Genomic DNA, 25,502 nt, shown 5'->3' with positions numbered 1-25,502 from the left:
AGATTCATTTGATTAATTTTCAGATTCATAACGGTTTACTCCTGTTATTCCTCTTACTTGTTTAAGGTTTTTCATCAAGCTCTCCAATTGCTGCGTGTCATTGACATACACCATAATATTCCCGTCGAAAATACCGTCGTTACTCGATATGGATAAGGAACGTATATTGACGGCAAATTCTTGAGAAATGACAGTAGTGAGTTTATTGACTAATCCGACATCGTCGATCCCTACGATATGCAAGCCTGTCAGGAATGCAGAGTCTTTAGTCGACGCCCAACGAGCCTTTAAGATACGGTACCCATAATTTGCCATTAATTTGGATGCATTTGGACAACTGGTACGGTGAATCTTGATACCATCATTGACTGTCAGAAAACCAAAGATATCGTCTCCCGGAATTGGATTGCAACAAGGGGCTAACGTATAATCAACTTTTTGCATATCATCACCTATAAGAATGGTGTCGAATTCTTTTTTATTGATTTTCTCTACTAAACCACCAATATGACTGTTAAACTGATTCCCCGAAGAAGATCCTACATTGATTTCGACTGCTTTTTCGTGGGCTACATATTCACGCAATTGTTTGATATCAACAATACCCTTCGCTACGTTGTAAAACAGGTCCTGAGAACTTGGATACTTTAGATAATTAGCAATTTTATTAATATTATCTGTATTGTACGTTACCTTCAAAGACTTCAATTTGCGTTCCAAGATCTCTTTACCATCTTCGGCAACTCTTCGTTTTTCTTCTTTAAGGGAGGATCTAATTTTTGATTTTGCTTTTGCCGTAACTACAAAATTCAGCCAGTCTTCTTTCGGAGATTGCTTGCTTGATGTGATAATTTCTACTTGATCACCATTTTGCAAAACATGGCTGAGTGGAACAAGTTTATGGTTTACTTTCGCACCTATACAACTTGCACCAATATCAGAATGGATCTCAAAAGCAAAATCTAAAGCGGTGGCATTATTCGGCAATTGAATTAAGGTACCTTTGGGTGTGAAGATAAAAATTTCATCCGAGAACAGGTTCATCTTGAAATCATCCACAAAATCCATGGCATTCTGATCAGGGCTGCTGAGTACATCACGTACCTTTTTGATCCATTGATCCAAGCCTGAATCGGAATTGGACTCTTTGTATTTCCAGTGTGCCGCAAACCCTTTTTCCGCAATCTCGTTCATCCGCCTGGTCCGAATCTGTACTTCCACCCATTGCCCCTTGGGGCCCATTACCGTGGTATGCAGGGATTCGTAGCCATTTCCTTTGGGTGAAGAGATCCAATCGCGCAAACGGTCCGGGTTAGGACGATATAAATCCGTTACGATGGAATATACTTTCCAACATTCGGTTTTTTCCTTCTCATCCACCGCGTCAATAACGATACGAATCGCAAATAGGTCATATACTTCTTCAAATGGAATTGACTTTTTGCGCATCTTGTTCCAGATCGAATGAATCGATTTGGGTCTTCCAAATACGGCGGCTTTAACTCCTTGTTCTTCTAAAATTTCTGTAATAGGACCGATAAAATCACCTATGAATTTCTCCCGTTCGGCTTTCTTTTCGTTCAGTTTTCGCGCAATAAATTTATAGGTATCTGGATCAGTAAATTTCATGGACAAGTCTTCCAATTCGGATTTGATCGCATACAAACCCAAACGATGCGCCAAGGGAGCATAAAGATAACTGGTCTCCGAGGCAATCTTCAACTGTTTATCTCTTGCCATAAATTCCATCGTCCGCATATTGTGCAGCCTATCCGCCAATTTGATAAGGATAACGCGTACATCATCAGCGAGCGTGAGCAACATTTTACGAAAGTTCTCGGCCTGCATTGAACTATTTGGGTCAAATATTCCGGAAATTTTTGTCAATCCGTCAATAATACGACGAACTTTTTTTCCAAACATTTCCTCAATTTCGTCCAAGGTTACATTGGTGTCCTCAACAACATCATGGAGCAAAGCGCATACAATGGAGGTCGTCCCTAAACCAATTTCCTCGGCGGCAATCTGCGCTACCGCAATCGGATGATAAATATAGGGTTCTCCTGATTTGCGGCGCATCTCCTTGTGGCTATCCAGGGCCAAATCAAAAGCTTTACGAATCTCTTGTTTGTCCCCGCGCTGCAAAGTAGGCTTACAGGCACGCAATAATGCACGGTAACGTTTTCTTATCTCTTTGTTTTCTGCTTCAATATCAATCACATAATCTTTCATAAACGTTGCAGGTAAATGATGTTTTTTTGAGTATTTTTGTTTAATTTAGTTAATGTATTTTGAATACAATTATCAAGCTAACTTATTTTGTAATAAATTTACCAAAATATAATAGCATTGACAAATCAAAAGAGTTATATAGTCGTTCAGATGAAGACAACAGTATGCGTTTTGTTTTTTCTTCTTGGGACTTTGTCAGGCGTGGCACAGGCTCAGTCTCTGGCTCTTCCTTTATATGGTGAAGGAGCCCAGGAGACAGTGACGGATTATATGACAACAACGCTGCCCTCAGGTGAGATATTGCCTTGGTTTCCTATTCCTGAGGTTGTTATTGTTAGAAAACGAGTTTGGTCAAGTGAGGAAGCTCGGCGGGAATATCTACGTTTTAGAAGAAATGTACTGAAAGTGCTTCCTTATGCGATATATGCTCAAAAAAGATACGACCAACTGGATCGGGATCTGGCTATGACATCCGATAAAAAAGAACATGAAGCTCTGGTGGAAAGATGTGAAAACGATGTGAAACAAATGTTTAATAGGGAAATTAAAAATATGACCATTTCCCAGGGTAAAATCCTAATAAAGCTGATCGATCGCTATACCGGACATACGAGCTATGAAATGGTGAAGGAAATGAAAGGCGGGATCTCCGCATTTTTTTATCAGGGAGTTGCCAAAATTTTTGGGCATAATTTGAAATCAGCATACGATCCAAAAGAGGACTTCGAAATCGAAAATATCATCCGTGAATTTGAACGGTCGAGACCCAAACCGGTGATGTAGGCCCCCATATATACCCGTATATAATAAGTCACGAAGATACTTTGATTAGGATCGAGGCCGTTATGTAATACCTAAATTAAGACAATATGAAAACGATATATGACTTTGATGCTTTGCAATTCAATGGAACCATGAAATCTCTTGGAGATTTTGAAGGGAAGGTTTTGTTGGTCGTCAATACAGCGAGTCAGTGTCTGTTCACAAGACAGTTTAAATCGCTCGAAAAACTCTATCAAAAGTATAAAGAAAGGGGATTTGAGGTACTGGCATTTCCGTCCAATAACTTTCGGAATCAAGAACCCCTGACTGGCAGTACATTGGAGACATTCTGTAGAATAAACCAGCAGGTCAGTTTTCCGGTTTTTAAACGTAGCCATGTCATTGGCACCTACACGACGGCATTGTATAGTTTCCTGTCAAATAAGGCAGAAAACGGGCATATAAATAGCAAGCCCTCCTGGAACTTTCATAAATACTTGATCAACAGGCAGGGGGAAGTCGTGGATTTCTATTATCCTACGACTTCGCCATTGTCAGGTAAAATTTGTAGTAATATCGAACGACTTTTGGAGGAGTAACCTACAAACTTCCTACCTTTGGCCTGGGTTTCATACCAGTAACACCTGTATGTGCCGGCTGTCTTCAACACAAGCCCGCAATACGGAGTGCTGAATTGTATCACACTGATTTTTGCCGATTTTGCTGGTATTGGAAGCCATAAACAAAAAAAGATATAAATATGCTAAAACTAGATTTACTTGTCATTGCCGTGCATCCCGATGACGCAGAATTGGGTGCAGGCGGAGTAATGGCAAAATATGTTGCCGAAGGAAAAAAAGTAGGAATTGTAGACCTAACTCAAGGTGAACTGGGGACACGAGGTACTGCGGAGACCAGAGCACAAGAGGCAAAAGATGCAGCAGCTATTCTCGGACTGGCAGCGCGTGAAAATCTCGGTTTGAGAGACGGTTTTTTTGAAAATGCTATCGAAGAAAAAATGGCTATTATAAGTGCCATACGGAAATACCAGCCTGAAATCGTTATCACCAACGCGATTACTGACCGTCATCCGGATCATGGCAGAGCAGGGCAGCTTGTGAATGAAGCCTGTTTCCTTTCGGGGTTAAGAAAGGTGGAGACCAGAGATCAAAATAATCAAATCCAAGAAGCCTTTCGTCCACGTCTAGTATTGCAATTTGTGCAGGATTATTACATCAAACCCGATGTAGTCATCGATATTACGGACTACTATGCCATAAAGGAGAAATCAATCTTGGCCTATAAAACGCAATTCTATACAGGCGAAAATATCAATCCTGACGAGCCACAAACGTATATCTCCAACCCGGATTTTATGGAATCTACCGCTGCCAGAGCACGTGAATTTGGTCGGTACATCCAGACAAAGTATGCTGAAGGATTTACATCTAAAAAGATATTAGGCGTTGATGATCTATTCGATCTAAGATAGCGAAGTTGCAATAAAGGATAAAGAAGTGAAAAGCCGAGGATTTTATGATACATAGAATCTTCGGCTTTTTTATAAACGGCAGACAATCTATCAGGATATAAAACCTTTTACATATTGTTTTGTGATTTCATGCTGTGGATTTAACAGCACTTGCTCAGTGGGACCAAATTCAAGGATTTCTCCACCATAAACAAAAATGATATAATCAGACACTCTTCGGGCTTGTCGTAAAATGTGTGTCACCAGAACAATGGTATAATCCTGCTTTAGTTCGATGAGTAGTTCTTCAATTTTTGCTGTGGATAGCGGGTCCAATGCAGAAGTTGATTCATCGCCAAGTATAATTTCGGGTTCTACAGCAAGGCCCCTCGCTAAGCAGAGCCGTTGTTGCTGTCCAATCGAAAGGCCGCTTGCGGAATGCCCCAAACGGTCCTTGACCTCATCCCATAGGGCTACATTTCGCAATTGTGTCTCGACAATCTTATCCAGTTCTTTTTTATTTTTAGTGCCATGTATGCGCGGGCCATAAGCTACGTTGTCGTAGATGGACATCGGTAATGGATAAGGTTTTTGGGATAAAAGTCCCATTTTTTTACGGATATGTGTTACTTCGGTATTTTTGCCATAAATATCCTCACCGTTTACAAGCACAGATCCCGTTATTTCAACACCTTTTGTGTCGTCGACCAAGCGATTCAGAGTTTTCAGCAGTGTGGTCTTGCCGCAGCCTGAAGGTCCGATAATGGAGGTTACGCTATTATTCGGTAAGGCAAGATTTATATTCTTTAAAATATGTCTCCCATCAATATATACATTGAGATCCTTGATCTGAATGTGAGGATCAGTCAAAGGACTGTTTAACGACGATTCTTTTGTTTCGATTGAAGGATATGCGTGCATACTACGATAATTAAAATGATGATAGTTAAAACCAGGGCCGAAGCATATGCTCGTCCCTGTACCTCAGGAATTGGACTGCTTAACTGAAAAAATATAGCCAAGGGAAGTGTTGCTGCTGGTTCGTCTATATATTTAGGCAAATTGTCACTGAACCCTGTCGTCAATAATACACCCGCGACATCACCTATTGCCCTTCCGAACGCTAATAGAATAGCTGTCAATAATCCGGCACGGATACTACGCAACATAACTTTCGCAAGCTCCCAGCGTGTGGTACCCAAGGAAAGGGTGACATTTTTAAGGTCTTCAGGAATCGTTTTGATCAGCTCGTCTACTGTACGTACCACAATAGGGATCGTCAATAGCGTGACTGTTATGATACCGCCCAATAGTGATGCTCTAATGCCAAAATAGACCATAATACCAAAGCCGACAGCACCATACACAATAGATGGTACTCCATAAAGCACATCAAACAACAATTTCGAAAACTGTGTTACTTTGGATTTTGTACCCAAATAAATATTCAGATAAAGTGATATTGGAATACCAATAAAAGCCGATAGGGCAGTCGCTACACCTGCTAGATAGAGTGAACCTATTATGGCGTTTAAGATTCCACCTTCTTTGCCGATGTAAAACCCGCCTTTGGGTAACTGACTGACCATTTCCCAATTGAGGTAGGGAAGTCCCTTATAGAGAATTGTACCTACAATAAAAAACAGGGAAGCGGTTACTGTAATTCCGGATAGATGCATGAAACCCTTCGCGATCTTTTCGCTTATTAATCTTCTTTTGGTGTTATCCATCTAAACCTCCTTCAAGTCGTCTTAATATCAGACGTGATATTAAATTGAAAATAAATATGATGACAAATAGCAATAGCGCTGAAAACATCAAAGCAGACTCATAAAGGGGGATGGACATCATCTCACCAAAATTGTTTGCTATTAAAGCGGGGATGGGATAACCGGCATCAAATATGGATGTGGGTACCCTGGGTACATTCCCGCAAACCATTAGTACTGCAATCGTTTCTCCAAATGCCCGCGAGGTCGATAAGACAATGGCGGCGATGATACCAGGTTTTGCCTTTTTGAGAATAACATGTTTTATGGTATCCCATTTTGTTGCTCCCAAAGACAAAGATGCGGCTTTTAATTCATACGGAATCGTTTGAAGCACCTCCACCATAATGGAAATCATGATCGGAAAAATCATGACCGCCAGTACGATACCACCGGCTAATACCGAATAACCGGATGTCACCACACCAAAAATCGGAGCAATATAAAGCTGGATCAAAGGGACGATAAATAATACCCCCCAAACACCATATAATACCGGGGGTATGGCCGCTAAGATATTGACAAGCGGAAGCATCATGTTTTTTAGCGCATCAGAAGCGTATTCAGTCAGATAAACTGCCGTCAATATACACAGTGGTATTGCGATGGCAAGCGATATCAATGTGACAGCGAGTGTACCGGCGATAAAAGGCAGAAACCCGAACGAGCCCTTCATAGGTGCCCATACTTTATCTGTCAATAGCTGAAATATGTTACTGTATTCAAATAGCGGAATGGATTTTACAGTTAAACCGACCGCAATAATAACGACAACTGATAGCGAAATCAGCAGTAACAAAAATGTGGACCGTTTTACTAAGGTATCTTTAACTAGACGTGTATTTAGCATGCTATAACTTATTTAGTTCGTCATTGATCAGTGTTTCACTCAATGGTACATAACCATTTTCAAGCAACTGTGACTGCGCCTGTTTCTGCAGCACAAAAGAGATAAATTCCTTCAAAAGCAGGGACTCTGTTTTATTGCGTGTGACAAATGTCAGATCGCGGGAGGGGGGCGCGGGATATTTGCCTGCTGCAACAGCTCCGATCAAGTCTGATAGCGATCCATAGAATTGCTCGTCTGCTTCAATCTGGCCATTTTTATTTAAATCCAATGGCAGTACATCAATATGGTCAAACACTTTGTTTGTTTTTAGATTATATACGTAATTAATATTGTTGAAGCCAATGCCAAACTTATCATCTTTAATAGCTTGGGCAATACCGGGATCGCCAAAGATTCCAACACCTTGCAGGTCTTCCTGTTTACGTCCAAAAAATTTGGCCCAGGTTTCTGCTGCTCCGGCGGCATCCGAACGTACATAAACATTAATCTGATCTGCAGTAAATTGCGGATCAATTTGATTCCATGTCTTAAATTTTCGACTGACAAAAATATCTGCAAGCTCATCCTCCGTTAAGCCGCGTTTCAGTAGTGCTTTATAATTCGGGTTAGCAGGATTCAATGTACATATCACAGCATCTTTGGCTACAATAATAGGAACTGCACCTTTTTTGACTTCTTGTGGATGCAAATCCCGTGATACCAGACCAATGTCTACCATGCCTGTTAACACATCTGCAATTCCTTTTCCTGCACCGCCTGCCGAGATATTAAAACGGACATGCGGGTGAATTTTTTTGAAGTCTTCACTCCATATTACAGCTAAAGGGTAGAGTGCGAAGGCTCCAGAAAGTGAAATATTACCTTCAAATCCATGCTCTTTACTATATCCATTCTTTACTTTTGGTGCGCAGGATGTGATCTTAAGTACGGTTATAAAGCTAAAAATCAGAATTATAAAATATCTCTTTATCGTTACACCCATTAGTCTACAGGTTTAGTATATTAAATTTTATACGGCAAATATATATTAATTTGGTAGATATTATAGAATATTAAAAAAATATTTTTACATTTGACTCGAGAAAAGAATACTAAATCAATAGATTTTATTTGTTTTATGCAAAGCTTCCGTACAGAATTAGAAAATCCAGTCGTGGAAAAGGAGATTATTGAACTTGAAAAAAAGATTCGATTATTTCACGAAGGTAAGATCGCTGATGAAAAATTTAGATCATTGCGTCTAGCCAGGGGAGTATATGGACAGAGACAACCAGGGGTTCAAATGGTTCGTATCAAACTTCCATTTGGAAAAGTTACTTTTAAACAGTTAATCAAAATAGCGGCAATATCTGATGAATATGCAAGTCGCAACCTGCACCTGACTACACGCCAGGATATTCAGATCCATTACGTTAGTCTGGATCGTACGCCAGAACTTTGGTCAAAATTGGCAGAGGATGATATTACCTTAAGGGAGGCCTGTGGTAATACCGTTCGTAATGTAACGGCTTCGCCAACTTCGGGTATTGATCCGAAAGAACCTTTTGATGTCTCGTCGTATGCACAGGCAACATTTGAATATTTTCTACGTAATCCAGTCTGTGCGGAGATGGGCAGAAAATTCAAGATGTCTTTTTCAGCAAGTGAAGAGGACACCGCTTTTTCCTATATTCATGATTTGGGTTTTATTCCAAAATTGAAGTATGTGGACGGTGCGGAAGTACGTGGTTTCAAAGTGCTGCTAGGCGGTGGACTGGGGTCGCAGCCATTTTTAGCATCGCTAACAAATGAATTTCTTCCGGAAGATGAGCTTATTCCTTACATAGAGGCTACCTTAAGAGTATTCGACCGATATGGCGAACGTAACAACCGAAATAAAGCCCGTTTTAAATACCTTATTCAAAAACTAGGCCTGGAAGAGGTATTAAATCTGATCGAAGCGGAAAAGATTGCTACAAAAGTAAAGACTTTTCCTATTGATCAAACCAAAATTGAGCAACCGCTGCCACCAGATGACAGCCAAATTACCGTACTTGATCTGGATACCGACTTAAACTATCAGGTATGGAAGAATACGAATACATTTGAACAAAAGCAAGCTGGTTATTACGGTGTCTATGTACGTGTTTCTACCGGGGATATTGGTACCGATAAAGCGCGGACTCTAGTTGCTGGCTTAAAAGATCTCGTTGCGGATGATATCCGGATAACACAAAACCAAAGTTTGTTGTTGAAGTATGCAACCGAAAGAACGCTACCTCATATTTATCAATTACTCAAATCACTGGATCTTGCACAGGTAGGCTTTGACAGTACTGCAGATGTGACCACATGTCCCGGAACGGACACTTGTAATCTTGGTATTTCAAACAGTACCGAAATGGCGCGGGTCATCGAATCGTATATAGCCGAATTCCACCAAGATTTTGTTTTCAACAGAGACCTGAAAATCAAGATATCCGGTTGTATGAATTCCTGCGGTCAACATGGACTAGCGCATATTGGCTTCCATGGCAGCTCGGTTAAAGCAGAGGGTAAGGTAGTTCCCGCTGCTCAGGTTATGCTTGGTGGTGGTACGATCGGCGATGGTGAAGGCCGGGTAGCCGAACGGATTATTAAAGTACCGACCAAAAGGGTCTTGCATGTGGTTGAATTCGTATTGAACGATTATAAAAAGAATGCTGAAGAAACCGAGAATTTCCATGCGTATTATGACAGACAGGGTAAAAATTATTTTTACAATCTATTAAAACCACTGTCGGATCTGGCGACGCTTGCGGAAGATGAATTTGTGGATTGGGGACATGAAGGTACTTTCCAAACAGCGATAGGCGTGGGTGAGTGTGCCGGGGTGGTGATTGATTTGGTGGCAACATTAATTTATGAGGCGGAGGAAAAACTACAATGGGCAAATGAGACATTTGGGGAAGCTAAATTCGCAGACGCTATCTATCATGCTTACAACGCCTTTGTTCAGGCAGCGAAAGCCTTGCTATTAGATAAAGGTATCAGTGCAAGCACACAAAATACAGTGATCAACGAATTCCAGACACATTTTGTGGAGTCTGGGGAATATAACTTTGATCAGTCATTTCCGGAGCTTGTCTTACAAATCAGTAAAAATGAACCTACTAAGGGCTTTGCAACAGGCTATATACAAGCGGCTACAAAGTTTATCAATGAGGTTTATCAACGTAAAAATTTAACGCCTGTATTGGCTTAGAAGGGGGATGGAATGTCGATAGAAGCAAAAGTAACTTTAGTAGGCGCTGGGCCGGGAGACCCAGAATTGATTAGCCTCAAAGGGATCAAAGCGATCCAGAAAGCGGATGTAATTTTGTATGACGCACTTGTCAATGAAGAACTATTGGATTATGCGAAAACAGATTGTATAAAAATTTACGTCGGAAAACGTGCCGAACAGCTTTCAACCTCTCAAGATGAAATTAATCGCCTATTGGTTGACTATGCTTTGAATTATGGGCATGTTGTGCGCTTGAAAGGAGGGGATCCATTTGTCTTTGGACGCGGTGGCGAGGAGATCGATCATGTGGCACAATATGGTATTGAAACCGCAGTCATACCGGGTATTTCCTCCGCAATTGGTCTGACAGGATTACAGCAGATTCCTCTGACTTATAGGGGGATCAGCGAAAGTTTTTGGGTGATAACCGGGTCAAAATCCGATGGCAGCCTGTCCAATGACCTATATTTGGCTGCCGAGTCCAAGGCGACTGTCGTTGTCTTAATGGGATATGGAAAACTGGATGAGATCGTAGCTATTTACCGGGATAAGAATCTTCATGGTTTACCAATCGCATTGATTCAGAACGGCTCACTACCTAATGAAAAGATTGTATTGGGTACAATGGAAAATATATTGGATGAATCTACCGAAAAAAGACTTGGCGTACCGGCTATTATAATTATTGGTGAAGTCGTGGCAAAACACAGGGCGTTTCAACAGATTAAAGAAAAAGCTTTAGCTTTGTAGCTATGAACCAACTATTTCCCATATTCATCAAACTCAATCAAATTCATACCCTATTAGTAGGAGGAGGGAATGTTGCGATGGAAAAATTTCAAGCACTTGTATCAAATGATAACGCTTTGAATTTAAACATAGTAGCGAAAGAAATTGTCCCAGAATTTGAAATGCTGATAAAGCAATATCCTCAAATTAAACTCAATATACGCCCTTTTGAGATAAATGATCTCGAAAATATGCAGCTTGTAATAGCTGCAACGAATAATCGAGAATTAAATGAACAATTGCGCGAATTGACTACATTTAATAATATCCTTTTCAATGCGGCAGACAAACCAGAATTATGTGATTTTTACCTGGGATCTATTGTGAAAAAAGGTGATCTAAAAGTAGCAATTTCAACCAATGGTAAGTCACCCACAATCGCAAAACGAATCAAAGAGCTCTTGAATGAAATGTTGCCGGAAGAGATTGACGAGACATTATCGTTGATGAGTGCGTATCGAGAACAACTGAAAGGTGATTTTGAATATAAGGTAAAGAAGCTGAACGAACATACCAAAAATATATTACGTCATGAGCGTTAAGGAAATTAAAGAAATTATCGGTGATAAAAAGGGGGCGGAGATGCTGCAGACAATCGCAGCACTATATCCTTCAGAAGTTGTTTTTTCGACTTCTTTTGGGATAGAAGATCAGATTATCACCGAATGGATCGGCAAAAATAATATCGGTATCGAGGTTTTTACGTTGGATACTGGACGATTGTTCAAAGAAACGTATTCCTTGTGGAGCCGTACATTGGAACGTTATCAGTTGAGTATCAAGACATACACACCAGATGCAACATTGCTAGAAGATTTTATCAGTAAAAAGGGACCTAATTCTTTCTATGAATCTGTTGAAAATCGTAAAGAATGTTGTCGGATCAGAAAGATTGAACCATTGCAGCGTGCTATCAAAGGAAAAAAAATTTGGATTACCGGCATTAGGTCTGAACAATCGGTCAACAGACATGATATGGATTTTGTAGAGTATGATGAAGTAAATAATATCATAAAAATCCATCCGCTGTTTGACTGGACTTTCGAGCAGGTAAAAGTGTATTGCAAGGAACAGTATATTCCCTATAATGTATTACATGATAAAGGATTTCCGAGCATTGGCTGCCAACCTTGTACAAGGGCTATTCAGGAAGGAGAAGATTTTCGGGCCGGAAGATGGTGGTGGGAAGATCAGAGTAAAAAAGAATGTGGTTTACATGCTGTTAAATCTTAATCTTAAAAAAGCGTAAACCCGAATTCATTAAATCAAATTTATTATTTCAAAGAATGGACTATTTAGATCATTTAGAAGCAGAAGCAATATATATATTAAGAGAAGTCGCCGGACAGTTTGAAAAACCGGCATTGTTATTCTCGGGCGGAAAAGATTCCATCACATTGGTTCATCTGGCAAAAAAAGCTTTTAGGCCGGGTAAATTTCCCTTTCCTCTGGTTCATATTGATACCGGGCACAATTTCCCGGAAACTATTGCTTTCCGTGACAGCCTTATTGAAGAGATCGGAGAAAAACTGATTGTGGGCTATGTACAAGATAGTATAGATCAGGGCAAAGTCGTTGAGCAAAAAGGAAAAAATGCAAGTCGTAATGCACTTCAGACTGTCACCTTACTCGAGACAATCTCGAAACACGGTTTCGATGCATGTATCGGAGGGGCACGCAGAGATGAGGAGAAGGCGCGGGCAAAAGAACGTATTTTCTCAGTGCGTGATGAGTTTGGACAATGGGACCCAAAAAGACAAAGACCTGAGCTGTGGAGTATTTTCAACGGTAAGATAAACAAAGGCGAGAACGTACGGGTATTTCCGATTTCAAATTGGACTGAGCTCGATGTCTGGAATTATATCAAACGCGAACAAATCGCATTGCCATCCATTTATTTTAGCCATGAACGTGAGGTAATTACCCGTAACGGACAATTAATGGCAGCTGCACCATTTTTAAATATCGATGCGGATGATGTTATCGAAACTAAATCTGTTCGTTTCAGGACCGTGGGTGACATGACCTGCACAGCAGCAGTAGATTCTACAGCAATTGCTTTGGATGATATCATCGCGGAAATCAAAGCATCAACAGTCAGTGAACGTGGGGCTCGCATGGATGACAAAGTATCCGAGGCAGCAATGGAAGAACGCAAAAAACAGGGGTATTTTTAATTCCTCAAATCTAATACTTGATATTGACAATAATGAATATATTGAAATTTATAACAGCTGGTTCGGTAGACGATGGTAAGAGTACGCTAATAGGTCGATTGCTATATGATACCAATTCTATTTTGGACGATCAATTGGAAGCTATACAACGTGCCAACCGAAAAAATGATGATGGAACAGTAGATTTAGCGATATTAACGGATGGATTAAAAGCAGAACGCGAACAAGGAATAACCATCGATGTTGCTTATAAATATTTTCAGACCGATCAGCGAAAATACATTATCGCTGATGCTCCCGGCCATATCCAATATACACGAAATATGGTTACTGGCGCGTCTAATTCTGAGCTGATTATTATCTTGGTAGACGCAAGGAAGGGCGTGATTGAACAAACTAAGAGGCACTCATTTATTGCTAAATTGCTGGCGATGAGGCAGGTGTTAGTATGTGTCAATAAAATGGATATGGTAGATTATAGCGCTGCTGTTTTTGAACAAATCAAAAATGACTATCAGCAATTGGCTGCCAATCTAGGACTTCAGGACGTTGATTTTATCCCTGTATCCGCATTGAAGGGTGACAATATTGTTCATAAATCTGAGCGCATGCTCTGGTATTCAGGAGAATCGTTATTGGACTACCTGGAAAATGTTGAAATTCACGAAAATCAGGCAGCGAACTGGAGATTCCCGGTACAATGGGTTGTAAGGCCACAAACGGATGATCTCCATGATTATAGGGGATATGCAGGTCGAGTGTTAGGAGAGGGACTTACGGTAGGTGACCAGGTAATCATCTATCCCTCAGAAACATACAGTACTGTGAAGGCTATAGAATTTAACGGTCTGCAGCTTGACCGGGCAGAAAATGGACAGTCAGTTATTCTTCATTTAACAGACGATGTGGACATTAGTCGAGGCGACACGATTGCAAATGTTGAAAAACAACCAAAATTTGAGCGCAATATACAGGCAAATGTATGTTGGTTTGACAATAAACCTCTGGATACCGAACAGATCTATTTGCTACAGAGCCATAGTAAATTGACAAAAATAAAGATTGTTGATGTGCTTTATAAATTTGACATCAATACACAGGAAAAAGTCTTTAACGAAACGATCAAGCTCAATGATATTGGCCGGATCGCGATCAAATCTGCTGAAAATCTTGTATTCGATTTACAGGCAGAAAATGCCGCGAACTCGCAAGCGATCGTGATCGATCCACGGACTAATCTAACAGTTGGTGCGCTGATGATTCAAGCTGTTGATTGATAATTTTGTCTGTAAATATTCAACCTAAATATTTATTAAGGAATCCGGGCATTGCGCCCGGATTCCTTTTTTTTTAAAAATTCTTTTAAAAGTTGTTGCTTTCATGAATCTATATACAGTTATTATAATTTATATTATGTTAAATAGTGATTTATAAATCCACCCTTCTATACGACAATTTGCACGATTATGATTAATACCTTGAGTATAGAAATTTTGTTTGTATTGACGTTTTGTCTGTTTTGTTGTAAGAACGAAAATGATTCTTCTTTTTATTCAAAATGTCGAATAAAATACATGGATGATTTGATTTAGGCTACATTTTGATATAATCAAGCTAAATTAGCCTGTATAGTATAGAATTCGAAATTTCATTATAATTGCTAAAAATTTGTAAAAAATTAACAAAAATTGGTTTTCTGTTAAAAAATACATAAATTAGTGCCAGCCAAAGGGAAATTTTACTAATTAAAACATGTCAAAAAATTTTAACGAGTTCATTGCGAGCGTTGAGAAACGCAATCCAAATGAACCAGAATTCTTACAAGCAGTAAAAGAAGTTACAGAGGATTTATTTCCTTATATCACCAACAATCATCCTGAATTTTTCGATCAGAAAATTCTTGAACGCCTTACTGAACCTGAACGCATTATCTCTTTTCGTGTAACTTGGTTAGATGATAATCATCAAGTACAGGTAAACCGTGGGTACCGTGTACAAATGAATAGTTCTATAGGTCCATATAAAGGAGGACTCCGCTTCGCTCCTTCTGTGAATCAGAGTATCTTGAAATTTCTAGCTTTTGAACAAGTTTTCAAAAATAGTTTAACCGGCTTGCCGATCGGCGGTGGTAAAGGTGGTTCTGATTTTGACCCTAAAGGTAAATCAGATAATGAAATTATGCGTTTTTGCCAAAGTTTTATGACAGAATTATATCGCCATATCGGGGCAGATACAGATGTTCCTGCTGGGGATATTGGTGTCGGTGGGCGTGAAATTGGCTTTTTATTCGGACAGTTTAAACGCCTTCAGAATAATTTTACGGGGGTTTTGACAGGTAAAGGAGAGCTATGGGGTGGTTCCTATATTCGTCCCGAAGCTACTGGATATGGTCTATTATATTTCGTCGACTGCATATTTAAACATAAAGGACAATCCTTAAAAGGAAAAGTGGCAACAGTTTCGGGTGCTGGTAATGTTGCATTTTACGCGGTTGAAAAAGCAATGCAATTAGGGGCAAAAGTAATTACTGTTTCCAACAGCCTGGGTACACTATACGATCCAGATGGCTTTGACAAGGAAAAAATGGCTTTTGGAGCAACTTTGGGGCGGAATTTGGACCAATATCCTGCTCATTATCCAAATGCACAATTTTTACCGGCGCAAAAACCTTGGCAGTTTAAATGTGATATCGCTTTACCATGTGCGACGCAAAATGAACTGGATGAATCGGATGCAAAAACACTTGTGGCAAATGGTTGTATCTGTGTCGCTGAAGGCGCTAATATGCCTTCCACTGCCGAAGCAATTAAGGTTTTCTTAGATGCTAAAATCAGTTTTGCTCCAGGGAAGGCGGCGAATGCCGGTGGTGTTGCTGTCAGTGGCTTGGAGATGTCCCAAAACTCGATCCGTACACAATGGTGTACCGAAGAAGTCGATAACCGACTGAAAACAATTATGGAAAGCATTCACGAGACTTGTTTGAAATATGGCAAAGAAAGTGATTTTGTAAACTACTTAAAAGGTGCCAATATTGGCGGCTTTATTAAAGTGGCTAACGCCATGAAAGCTCAGGGAGTTGTATAATCTAAGCCTTTTTCTAATCATATCATAATCCTGAACGCTCAAATGTATTTCATTTGGGCGTTTTTTTATACTTTTATGGTAATTTTTAAAACAAGAGATTTACATGAGATTAATAGCGGAACTCCCCCATCCTGATTGCAAGATTTCGATCTTTGGAATGAACCAAAAATTCATCATCAAATTTGAACAAGGAAATCTGGAGCAATCCTATAAAATTGCAGAAATTGACATCATAGGTGGCGTGAATGGTGTTTTTGAATTGCTTGATGAGGAATTTCTCAAAAGTGTGATTGATCAGTTCGCGTTAATGCGTCAATCATTTAACAGTGCATACAGTAGATACGAATAGCGGTAAGTTATGTTAAACTATTTTTATTTTGCAGCTTTTTGGGTTTGCCAGATTGTTTCCTCTATCCTATTTAAACTGGGTGGGATTCACCCGAAGTATAAATGGGTAACCTTGATTGTTGGAAATGTTATTTTGCTTTCGGCAAGTTGGTTTCTTATCCAACTATTTAAAAATGTCTCTCAACCTATTGTGATCGCATTATGTTCAGGAGGAACTTTTCTGACAGTTCAGTTGGCAATGGCGCTCTATTTTAAAAGTCCACTAAGCTGGCAGCAGGTTGTTGGTATGTTTGTTATTATTGTGGGCATGGTAATGATCACTTTTGGTGGTAAAGATCAAGTAGTTTAAAAGCTATTTATCCAATAAAATTGATGGGTTTTATTTGTTATAATAAAACTCATCAATTACAAGCGAGCTAGCAAGTTGTTGATTAAAGCGGTCTAAATCAGTTATTTTTCCAGATATATCGTACATTACTTCCAATTTTCCATTGATTTTCTCAATTACACGACGCGTGGTTTTAATTTTGTAATCTAATGCTAATTGCTCAAACTCATGCAAATGGTAAAATTCATTTGAGCCAAATTTGATATGTAGCGAACGGATGAGATAATAGCGTGCCAAGAAAATTTCAATGCGTTGGAAAAGCGCAAGGATCATAACCATAAAAACCGCAAAAGAAATAGCATAAACTAGTTTCCCTAACCCAGCAAACATACCTATACCAGCTGTTGCCCATATAACGGCAGCGGTAGTCAGACCACTTACAGACAATTTACCCTTAAATATTACTCCTGCTCCAATAAAACCAATACCGGTAACGATATTGGCTGCGACACGATCTGAACTATCGCCAATAAATAGACAGGATACAATCGTAAACATGGCAGAGCCAAAACAGATCAGCACCACCGTCCGGAATCCAGCTGATTTATTTCTGTATTCACGTTCAAAACCTATTAAACTGCCGCAAAAAATTGAAGTTATGGCATTTAGCAAAGGCTTACTACTCAAAAAATCAATAATGCTTTCCATCTTAAATTCTGTTTAACGATATCGGAGGAACTCCAATTGGAAAAAATGGAGTTCCTTATTCTTGTTATAAATAAGCATAGGTTATTCCGTCTCCACCACGATCTTGATGCTCGTCTTCAAATCGGCTGACATGACTATATTTACGTAAGTAATCACGAATGAATTTCCGTAAAATACCATCTCCCTTACCGTGGATAATTTTTAAGGATGGATAGCCTACCATGACCGCTCTATCCAGTACTTTCTCCAATTCATTCAGTGCATCTTCGGTACGCATTCCTCTGACGTCAATTTCAGGATTAAAATCCGCAACAGTTCCAGCTGACAATGATTTAGATAAACTTTTAGCGGATTTCTTATTTTCCCGTCCTTCGAGCTTAATAACATTTTTTCGCTTCTGAACTGTGCGCAATTCTCCCATTGCAAGAATCAAATTGTTTTTTGCTATTTCAACAACTTGTGCTTCAGCTCCATTGTCAATAATCTGTACCCAGTCACCCACGGTCAGTTCGGAGGATTCCGTTATTTTCTCTTTGATGACTTGTTTAATCACTTGTTCTTTTGGCAAAACGGCTTTCAAAGCTTGATCCAGATTGCTGCGCAGTTCACGGGTTTTCTCTTTATCAGCTTTCGCCGACTTGATCTGTGCAACCGTATTTTCAATTAATTTATTGGAGTTCTTGATGATTTCCTGAGCCTCCTCTTTCGCTTTTTTCAGTATAATCCGTTTATTTTCCTCAAGATAACTTTGTAATTCCAGGTACTCAGATTTAAGTGATTCAAGTTCTTTTTCCCGTTTATTGATGGCAACTTTCGTATCAAACACCTCTTTCTTTTCCCGTTCGAGGTCGATCAACAAGGTATCTACCTTTTTTTGTTGTACACCGATTTTCCCTTTGGCAGCCTCCAGAATATCTTTTCCCAATCCTATTTTCTGTGCAATTTCGAAGGCATAGGAACTACCGGGTTTACCGATTTGGAGAATATACATTGGGCGCATCTCGCGGTTATCGAACAACATAGAAGCGTTCTCCAGACCCGTCGTATTGCTCGCAAACACCTTTAAGTTTGAGTAGTGGGTGGTAACTACACCTCTAATCTGTTTCTTATTCAAGGATTCCAATACGGCTTCGGCGATCGGTCCACCGAATAACGGGTCTGTTCCCGTCCCAAATTCATCAATAAGCACCAGCGTGCGTCCACTGGCAAATTCAGTAAAATACTTCATTTTTGACAAGTGTGCACTGTAAGTACTGAGGTCACTCTCAATAGATTGATCGTCACCGATGTCGGCAAATATCTGCTTGAATACGCCTACTTTCGTCGTTGGCTCAGCTGGGATCAATAAACCCGATTGTACCATGATCTGTAGTAAACCTACCGTCTTCATACAGACTGACTTACCACCGGCATTTGGTCCAGAGACAACAATTACACGTTGTAACTGGTCGATCTGTATATTCAATGGAACGACAGTACCTTTGTGGTGTTCGTTAAGTATGAGTAAAGGGTGGCGCGCATTGATGAGATTGATCTCAGCTTCTTTGGACAGTTCCGGCATCTCGGCCTCAATATCCAAGGCAAACAATGCTTTGGCCCGAACAAAATCGACCTTGGTTAATAAACCATGATAAGACAGCAATAATGGGAGATGCGGGCGTACCTTATTTGTGAGCTCCACAAGGATTCGGATAACCTCTCTCCTGCGCTCAAATTCAAGATCCCTAATTTTATTATTGAGCTGAAATACTTCTTCTGGTTCAATATAAGCTGTTTGTCCTGTTGCCGATTCATCGTGAATCAGTCCCTTGAGCTTTCTTTTATTTTCAGCCAAGATGGGAATACATAGACGTCCATCGCGTACAGTCAAATTGCCATCCGCTGTCCACCCGCTGTCCTGCGCATTTTTGAAGATACTATTTATGCGCTTGAGCGCATCTTGTTCTGCCCGTTGTATTTGTTGAGTGATCTCAAGTAATAGACGAGAAGCATTATTTTTGAGTTTTCCGCGCTCGTCAATGACCATTTCAATATCACGGATAATCCCTTTTTCTATCGGTAAATGCTCAAAAAGCAATTCCAAATTCGGATATAGACCTTCTCTTTCATTAAAATAGCGAATGATGGCATAAACAGTCTTCAAGGACAACAGAACGCGGAAAAACTCTTCTTCAAGCAAAAAGGCACCTTCCACCCTCGCCTTTTCGATAATGGATTTTAAGGGGAAAAAATTCTCGACTGGAAATGCCCCATCGTTGACAAGAAGATCTTTAAATTCGCTCGTCTGCCTTAAAAAGCGATCTATCTGATCAAAGCGAGTTTGTGGCTGAATTTTCTCAACAAGTTCACGACCTGATTCGCTCAGGCATTTTTGTTTTATTTTATCTTTTATCTCGGAAAAGCCGAGTTTATCTATCGCATTTAATGGATATACCATAAAATTATATTCTTTGATGGTTAAAGTTTTGATACTGGCCTCAATGCCTGCGGTGGAGTAAGAATAGGTTTTTCAAGCCTTTGCTCCACTTGTTTTGGCGCCACTGCAGTGTCCTTTACCGCACTACCAGGTGTCGTTGCTGGGGACACAGCGTTGCCCGTTGAAGCAGGTGGCTTTATTCCAGCGGGCGCATTTGTACCAGCAGTAGAAAACTGATTCATCAGGTAGCTGTCCAAATTGATGCCAGTTTTTAGCTGGAAAGTTTTGTTAAACAACGAAGATGCTTCTTTAAAATTGAATTTGTCTTTAGTTGGTTTGTAATGAATCAATGCGTTGATACGTTCTTGAGACTGTTGTTGTTGTCGCATGACACGATTGGTACTATCCTGGATTCGTGCATTGACAATAGAATCTCTTGTACGGATTGAATCCTGTTTTTTTCGTTCGATATCCGTATAGAACTTATTCTCCTTGGTAAGATTATCCTCCACTTTCTTGTAGATAGCCGACATGACCTCCGCATCTTTACCGTAATAGTCCAGGTTCTTTTTAAAAGAAACGGAATCCAGTCCGTATTTATCAAAAGTCACCTGATACAAAGGCAGCATCACTTTGCGTGCACTATCAATAGGCAAAATATTGAGATATGAATCTGTCAATTGGATTTCTGTCAAAGCATTTACAAATTTGCTTTGTGAGATAATATCCTTCTCGTCTGGTCTGACACAGGAACCCAATAAAAAAATCACAGCAAGTAGATTCAGTATTAATCGTAGCATTTCGTAGTTTTGTACAAATTTACAAAAAGCACCGACATTTGGCACTTTTTACATCATCAAACTATATCGGAAATGAGTATTGCGAATAATTTAGAAGCTTTAAGATTGGAAACCGAGGCTAAAGGCGTTCAGCTTGTAGCAGTTTCAAAGACAAAGTCCAATTCAGAAATCATGGAAGCCTATGAGGCTGGCCAACGTATTTTTGGTGAAAATCATGTTCAAGAATTAATTGAGAAAGCCGAGCTTCTACCCAAAGATATTCAGTGGCATATGATCGGACATCTACAGACAAATAAGGTGAAATATATTGCCACATTTGTTAGCCTGATTGCTTCTGTAGATTCCTTAAAGCTGTTAAAGGAAATTAATAAACATGCGTTAAAAGCTAATCGGACCATTGATTGTTTATTGCAAATTTATATCGCTGATGAAGATACCAAATTCGGTTTGGATCATGCGGAATTGATCGAGCTACTCCGGGATGAGGAGTTTCTAGCATTAAAGAATATCCGAATTTGTGGCCTAATGGGAATTGCATCCAATACAGACAATGAAAAGGTGATCAAAGCGGAGTTTTATGAATTAAAGATGTTATTTGATGGTGTTAAAGCTAGCTTCTACCGGAAAGATGATTATTTTAACATACTTTCCATGGGAATGTCATCGGACTATAAATTGGCGATTGAAGAGGGATCAACTATGGTGCGTATCGGAAGTACAATCTTCGGTAAAAGAGTAGTAAAACATTATAAAAACAATGACTAAACCAATTATACGTGCAGCAATTAAGTCCGATTGCCCACAAATGCTTGAGCTAATCAAAGAATTGGCGATCTATGAAAAAGCACCGGACGAAGTAACGGTTTCCCTCGCAGAGTTTGAAGAAGCGGGATTTGGACATAATCCTATTTGGGGTGCATTTGTAGCGGAAGTTGGCGAAGAAATTGTTGGAATTTCATTATATTACGTCAGATACTCCACATGGAAAGGAAGAAGACTTTACCTGGAAGATTTAATCGTTACCGAGAAAATGCGCGGACTGGGAATGGGTAAGCAACTTTTTGACAGGACGCTTGCCTATGGTAAAGAATGTGGTTACCATGGCATGGTATGGCAAGTTTTGGACTGGAACGAATCTGCTATAAAATTCTACGAGCGGTATAAAGCTGATTTTGATTCGGAGTGGATTAATGTGTCAATCACTTATTAAATTAGAGGGGAAACAATCAATTCAATGCGGTTTTATCTTTTTTTAAAAATTTTATCTATAGGCTTTTTTTTGTCCTCGTGTCAAAACAAAAGTGCATCACCTTCCCTAGCTCAGACTAGGGATACACTCTCCTATCACAAAAAAATGGTTGATGAGCATAGTAATTATTTTCTAAAAGGAGAAGATCAATTGGATACTACTTATTTCCGGGCTAGCTATCCGGTGTTCGATGAAGCAAAAATCAATGATCTTGTTTCATCTACTGTTCATCTTGAAGGGGATACCAGCATGGAAGAAGCTGCCAATCGTTTTATCAATGCTTACAATGAATATGTGGATGATAACAATGGTAAATCTACTGCGACCTGGAATCGAGATCTTCAGGTTGATGTAGTTGCAAATACGCCCGTTTATCTGGCGATACGAACAAAACAGGAGGAATATACTGGTGGAGCTCATGGCGACCATGTAACCTTATATTCAAACTTTGATAGGCAGTCTAATAGTCCCATTACAATTGACGATATTATTCTTAAAGAGGATAAAGATAAATTTATCACAATCGCCGAACAGTGTTTTCGTAAGCAAGAGGGACTGCATAAGGATGATTCCTTAAATGGGAAATATTTTTTTGAAGGTGGTAAGTTTTCGCTTGCAGATAATTTTACATTCGAAAAAAACGAACTATTATTTTATTATAACATCTACGAAATTAAATCTTACGCAGAAGGCGGTACAGAGCTGCGTATTCCCTACTCAACTTTTAAAGATCTAATGTCAGAAAAAGGATTACATTATATCAATAGTATCAATTAGCAATCAACTAAACTCAATAAATTAAATGCAGGTTTTTAAATTTGGAGGTGCATCGGTAAAGGATGCAGAAAGTGTCAGAAATTCAGCAAAGATTATTTCGAAATACAAAGGTGAAGCTTTGTTGGTCGTTATCTCTGCCATGGGTAAGACAACAAACCTTCTGGAGAAATTGACCAGAGAATATTATAATAATACGGGCTTACAGTTTCAAACCCTTGAAGAAGCCAAAGCATTTCATTTTCAAATTCTTCAGGACCTATTTCCTGGAGGTGAACATCCTATATTCGATGAAATTGCCAACTGTTTCGTCGAGATCGAATGGATTTTGGAAGAGGATCCACAAGACTCCTACGACTACCTATTTGACCAGATTGTGTCCATGGGCGAATTGATCTCGACGAAAATTGTCGCGGCCTATGTTGCCTTTATTGGGGAGAAAGTAAAGTGGGTAGATGCGCGTGATTATATATTGACCGATAACACCTACCGCGAAGCTGCAGTAGACTGGAGCAAAACAGAAGAGAAAATCCGTGCTGAACTTCCATCCATATTGGACGAGTATATTGTCATCACACAGGGTTTTCTGGGGTCCACATCGGAGAATTTCACAACAACTTTAGGTCGTGAAGGTTCCGATTATTCGGCAGCTATATTTGCGTCATGTTTAAATGCTGAAAATGTAACAATCTGGAAAGACGTTCCAGGGGTTCTCAATGCTGATCCCAAATGGTTTGAAAAAACCGAATTGATTCCCGAACTGTCTTATACGGATGCGATCGAACTTACCTATTATGGTGCGACTGTCATTCATCCGAAGACAATCAAACCGTTGCAGAATAAAAAAATTGCCTTAAATGTGCGTTCTTTTGTTGATCCAACGTCTCCCGGAACGATAATTCGAAGTACAAATCAGACATTACCAGTTCCCTCATTTATATTTAAAGTAAATCAGATTTTTATTTCCATCTCGCCACGCGATTTTTCTTTTATCGTGGAGGATAACCTTAGGGATATCTTTAACCTGTTCCATGAACATCGCATAAAAATCAATATGATGCACAATACGGCGATCAATTTCACCGTCTCAGTGGATGATACTGGAAAGAACCTGGTCGATTTAATTAATGATCTTGAGCAACGATTTAAAGTGACATACGAGTCTGGTCTTGAATTAATAACTATCCGTTATTATAACCAGGAAACGATCGATCGTGTTTTGGTTGATAAGGAGGTGATCAGTGAATTAAAGGATAGATATACTTGCCAGCTTCTCGTTAAGAAAATATAAATGAATAGATTGATTCTTCAAAAGGAGGTGCAGCTGTTTTTGGAAAAACACCTGAATGAGTCTCCAGCTAAAATGGCTTTAAAGAAATCTCCTTTTGAAGGAATATCGTCTTCTGAACTCGCGACACAGCTCGATGGTAAGCAACGTACTCGGATTAAAATCCCCTTGTGGGCAGCGACTCCGGGTGTCTATTTTCCTGCTAAATTAAACCTAGAACAGTGTTCTTCAGAAAAAACGGCATTATTTAAAAGTTCACTTATTCAGGAAGGTACAAATTTAATTGATGCAACCAGTGGTTTTGGTGTTGACAGCTTTTACTTTTCAACGCGGGCAAAGCAAGTGACTTCATGTGAGCTCAATCCTGATCTTGCCCAAATTTCTTCGTATAATGCAAAAATATTGTCCGCAACAAATATCAGTGTTGTTGCGGCGAATGGTGTAGATTACATACTTAACTGTTCGGAGGAGCATTTTGATTATATCTATCTGGATCCTTCGCGCAGGGTTCAAAATAAAAAAGTATTTTTATTGGAAGAATGTGAACCCAATTTGGTTGCACTGCAAAGCGACTTTTTTGAACGATCCGATGTTATTATCAGTAAGCTCGCGCCATTATTGGATATTTCTTCGGCATTGAGTATGCTAGTTCATGTAAAGGATGTATATGTGGTGTCCTTGCAAAATGATTGTAAAGAGCTTATTTTTATTCAAGAGAAAGGCTACGAATGCGAACCAGTCATTCATGCTGTCCGACTGTTCAGAGAGCAACAGCAGGTAGTCTCTTTCACCTATGCAGAAGAACGTGCAGCCCTTGTGGATTATAGTGTCCCCCTATCCTATCTCTACGAACCCGATGTGTCCCTGACCAAAGCTGGAGCGTTTAAAACAATTGCTAGTCGTTTTGGGGTAAAAAAACTACACAAAAGCACCCATTTGTATACCTCCGATCAGAAAATCCCTGATTTTCCTGGGAAAGTATTTATGATTAAGAAGGTGGAATCTTTTACAGAATTTAAGAAAAAGAAAAGTCCGTTGATAGCTGATATTATCGCTAAAAATTTTCCGCTAAAAACAGAAGAGATCAAAAAGAAGTTTAAGATCAAAGATGCGGGTGACACCTTCATCTTCTTCACAACAGTGCTGAATGATCAGCTTATTGTCATACATACGCAGCGAATTCTAGAATAGACAATTTGATTACAATTGTCCT

General features: G+C 39.6%; 25 protein-coding genes. 17 read left to right on the top strand and 8 right to left on the bottom strand.

From position 1 onward, the window contains the following. Positions 1-12: 12 nt before the first annotated feature. Positions 13-2,232, bottom strand: coding sequence for a RelA/SpoT family protein (locus HPC41_RS11275; RefSeq protein ID WP_172394121.1), 2,220 nt, complete (start codon positions 2,230-2,232; stop codon positions 13-15). 150 nt (positions 2,233-2,382) lie between these two features. Between HPC41_RS11275 and HPC41_RS11270 the strand changes: the two genes are divergently transcribed. The 3 genes from HPC41_RS11270 (at position 2,383) to bshB1 (ending at position 4,486) form a co-directional block, all read left to right on the top strand. Next, complete coding sequence (locus HPC41_RS11270; RefSeq protein WP_172394120.1) at positions 2,383-3,015, top strand: DUF4294 domain-containing protein; 633 nt, start codon at positions 2,383-2,385, stop codon at positions 3,013-3,015. An 86-nt stretch (positions 3,016-3,101) separates the two neighbouring features. After that, entirely contained in the window at positions 3,102-3,593 is a 492-nt protein-coding gene (locus HPC41_RS11265; RefSeq protein WP_172394119.1) for a glutathione peroxidase, read from the top strand. 161 nt (positions 3,594-3,754) lie between these two features. Continuing rightward, the gene (bshB1, locus tag HPC41_RS11260) at positions 3,755-4,486 is read left to right on the top strand and encodes a bacillithiol biosynthesis deacetylase BshB1 (RefSeq protein WP_172394118.1); all 732 of its coding nucleotides are present in this window, start codon (positions 3,755-3,757) and stop codon (positions 4,484-4,486) included. A gap of 90 nt (positions 4,487-4,576) precedes the next feature. Here the strand turns inward: bshB1 and HPC41_RS11255 are convergent, their stop codons facing one another. From HPC41_RS11255 to HPC41_RS11240, 4 genes are read right to left on the bottom strand one after another with little or no spacing between them, the layout of a single operon-like run. After that, entirely contained in the window at positions 4,577-5,386 is an 810-nt protein-coding gene (locus HPC41_RS11255) for a phosphate ABC transporter ATP-binding protein (RefSeq protein ID WP_172394117.1), read from the bottom strand. Next, positions 5,344-6,195: a PstA family ABC transporter permease gene (locus tag HPC41_RS11250; protein WP_172394116.1), complete on the bottom strand. Its 852-nt coding sequence runs from the start codon at positions 6,193-6,195 to the stop codon at positions 5,344-5,346. The genes HPC41_RS11255 and HPC41_RS11250 overlap by 43 nt, the downstream gene beginning before the upstream one ends. Further along, positions 6,188-7,084: a phosphate ABC transporter permease subunit PstC gene (gene pstC / locus HPC41_RS11245; protein WP_172394115.1), complete on the bottom strand. Its 897-nt coding sequence runs from the start codon at positions 7,082-7,084 to the stop codon at positions 6,188-6,190. The genes HPC41_RS11250 and pstC overlap by 8 nt, the downstream gene beginning before the upstream one ends. A 1-nt stretch (position 7,085) precedes the next feature. Further along, entirely contained in the window at positions 7,086-8,066 is a 981-nt protein-coding gene (locus tag HPC41_RS11240; protein ID WP_172394114.1) for a PstS family phosphate ABC transporter substrate-binding protein, read from the bottom strand. Between the two features lie 135 nt (positions 8,067-8,201). On the opposite strand from HPC41_RS11240, the gene HPC41_RS11235 reads away from it, so the two are divergent. From HPC41_RS11235 to HPC41_RS11195, 9 genes are all read left to right on the top strand, one after another. Further along, positions 8,202-10,307 (top strand): HEPN domain-containing protein, encoded by a 2,106-nt coding sequence (locus HPC41_RS11235; protein WP_172394113.1) that lies wholly within the window; start codon positions 8,202-8,204, stop codon positions 10,305-10,307. Positions 10,308-10,319: 12 nt separating this feature from the next. Beyond that, entirely contained in the window at positions 10,320-11,078 is a 759-nt protein-coding gene (gene cobA, locus HPC41_RS11230; RefSeq protein WP_172394112.1) for a uroporphyrinogen-III C-methyltransferase, read from the top strand. A 2-nt stretch (positions 11,079-11,080) separates the two neighbouring features. Next, positions 11,081-11,659: a precorrin-2 dehydrogenase/sirohydrochlorin ferrochelatase family protein gene (locus tag HPC41_RS11225; RefSeq protein ID WP_172394111.1), complete on the top strand. Its 579-nt coding sequence runs from the start codon at positions 11,081-11,083 to the stop codon at positions 11,657-11,659. Continuing rightward, positions 11,649-12,350, top strand: coding sequence for a phosphoadenylyl-sulfate reductase (locus HPC41_RS11220; protein WP_172394110.1), 702 nt, complete (start codon positions 11,649-11,651; stop codon positions 12,348-12,350). Before HPC41_RS11225 ends, HPC41_RS11220 begins: the two co-directional genes overlap by 11 nt. A gap of 53 nt (positions 12,351-12,403) precedes the next feature. Further along, a complete protein-coding gene (gene cysD / locus HPC41_RS11215) occupies positions 12,404-13,294 on the top strand; it encodes a sulfate adenylyltransferase subunit CysD (protein WP_172394109.1) in 891 nt (296 codons plus the stop codon). A 32-nt stretch (positions 13,295-13,326) separates the two neighbouring features. Then, on the top strand, positions 13,327-14,571 hold the full coding sequence (locus tag HPC41_RS11210; RefSeq protein WP_172394108.1) for a sulfate adenylyltransferase subunit 1: 1,245 nt from the start codon (positions 13,327-13,329) through the stop codon (positions 14,569-14,571). Between the two features lie 475 nt (positions 14,572-15,046). After that, a complete protein-coding gene (gene gdhA / locus HPC41_RS11205) occupies positions 15,047-16,378 on the top strand; it encodes an NADP-specific glutamate dehydrogenase (protein WP_172394107.1) in 1,332 nt (443 codons plus the stop codon). Between the two features lie 103 nt (positions 16,379-16,481). Then, positions 16,482-16,727: a hypothetical protein gene (locus HPC41_RS11200; RefSeq protein WP_172394106.1), complete on the top strand. Its 246-nt coding sequence runs from the start codon at positions 16,482-16,484 to the stop codon at positions 16,725-16,727. A gap of 9 nt (positions 16,728-16,736) precedes the next feature. Then, positions 16,737-17,075 (top strand): hypothetical protein, encoded by a 339-nt coding sequence (locus HPC41_RS11195; protein ID WP_172394105.1) that lies wholly within the window; start codon positions 16,737-16,739, stop codon positions 17,073-17,075. Positions 17,076-17,105: 30 nt separating this feature from the next. On the opposite strand, the gene HPC41_RS11190 is transcribed toward HPC41_RS11195, so the two are convergent. The 3 genes from HPC41_RS11190 to HPC41_RS11180 form a co-directional block, all read right to left on the bottom strand. Beyond that, on the bottom strand, positions 17,106-17,762 hold the full coding sequence (locus HPC41_RS11190) for an MgtC/SapB family protein (RefSeq protein WP_172394104.1): 657 nt from the start codon (positions 17,760-17,762) through the stop codon (positions 17,106-17,108). A gap of 64 nt (positions 17,763-17,826) precedes the next feature. Then, positions 17,827-20,199, bottom strand: a complete 2,373-nt coding sequence (locus HPC41_RS11185; protein ID WP_172394103.1) for an endonuclease MutS2 — start codon at positions 20,197-20,199, stop codon at positions 17,827-17,829. A gap of 20 nt (positions 20,200-20,219) precedes the next feature. Beyond that, complete coding sequence (locus HPC41_RS11180) at positions 20,220-20,978, bottom strand: DUF4296 domain-containing protein (protein WP_172394102.1); 759 nt, start codon at positions 20,976-20,978, stop codon at positions 20,220-20,222. Positions 20,979-21,050: 72 nt separating this feature from the next. Here HPC41_RS11180 and HPC41_RS11175 point away from each other — a divergent pair, with 72 nt between their 5' ends. From HPC41_RS11175 to HPC41_RS11155, 5 genes are all read left to right on the top strand, one after another. Next, positions 21,051-21,743 (top strand): YggS family pyridoxal phosphate-dependent enzyme, encoded by a 693-nt coding sequence (locus HPC41_RS11175; protein ID WP_172394101.1) that lies wholly within the window; start codon positions 21,051-21,053, stop codon positions 21,741-21,743. Beyond that, positions 21,736-22,188, top strand: coding sequence for a GNAT family N-acetyltransferase (locus tag HPC41_RS11170; RefSeq protein ID WP_172394100.1), 453 nt, complete (start codon positions 21,736-21,738; stop codon positions 22,186-22,188). The genes HPC41_RS11175 and HPC41_RS11170 overlap by 8 nt, the downstream gene beginning before the upstream one ends. Positions 22,189-22,332: 144 nt before the next feature. Next, complete coding sequence (locus HPC41_RS11165) at positions 22,333-23,004, top strand: DUF3298 and DUF4163 domain-containing protein (RefSeq protein ID WP_172394099.1); 672 nt, start codon at positions 22,333-22,335, stop codon at positions 23,002-23,004. 25 nt (positions 23,005-23,029) lie between these two features. Beyond that, complete coding sequence (locus HPC41_RS11160; protein ID WP_172394098.1) at positions 23,030-24,292, top strand: aspartate kinase; 1,263 nt, start codon at positions 23,030-23,032, stop codon at positions 24,290-24,292. Next, positions 24,293-25,480, top strand: a complete 1,188-nt coding sequence (locus tag HPC41_RS11155; protein ID WP_172394097.1) for a class I SAM-dependent methyltransferase — start codon at positions 24,293-24,295, stop codon at positions 25,478-25,480. It abuts the gene before it with no gap. The last annotated feature ends 22 nt before the right edge of the window (positions 25,481-25,502 follow it).

It is taken from the genome of Sphingobacterium prati, assembly GCF_013167215.1.
Taxonomy (GTDB): domain Bacteria; phylum Bacteroidota; class Bacteroidia; order Sphingobacteriales; family Sphingobacteriaceae; genus Sphingobacterium; species Sphingobacterium prati.
Note: the sequence above shows the minus strand (reverse complement) of the source record. Positions and strands in the feature narration are given on the sequence as shown.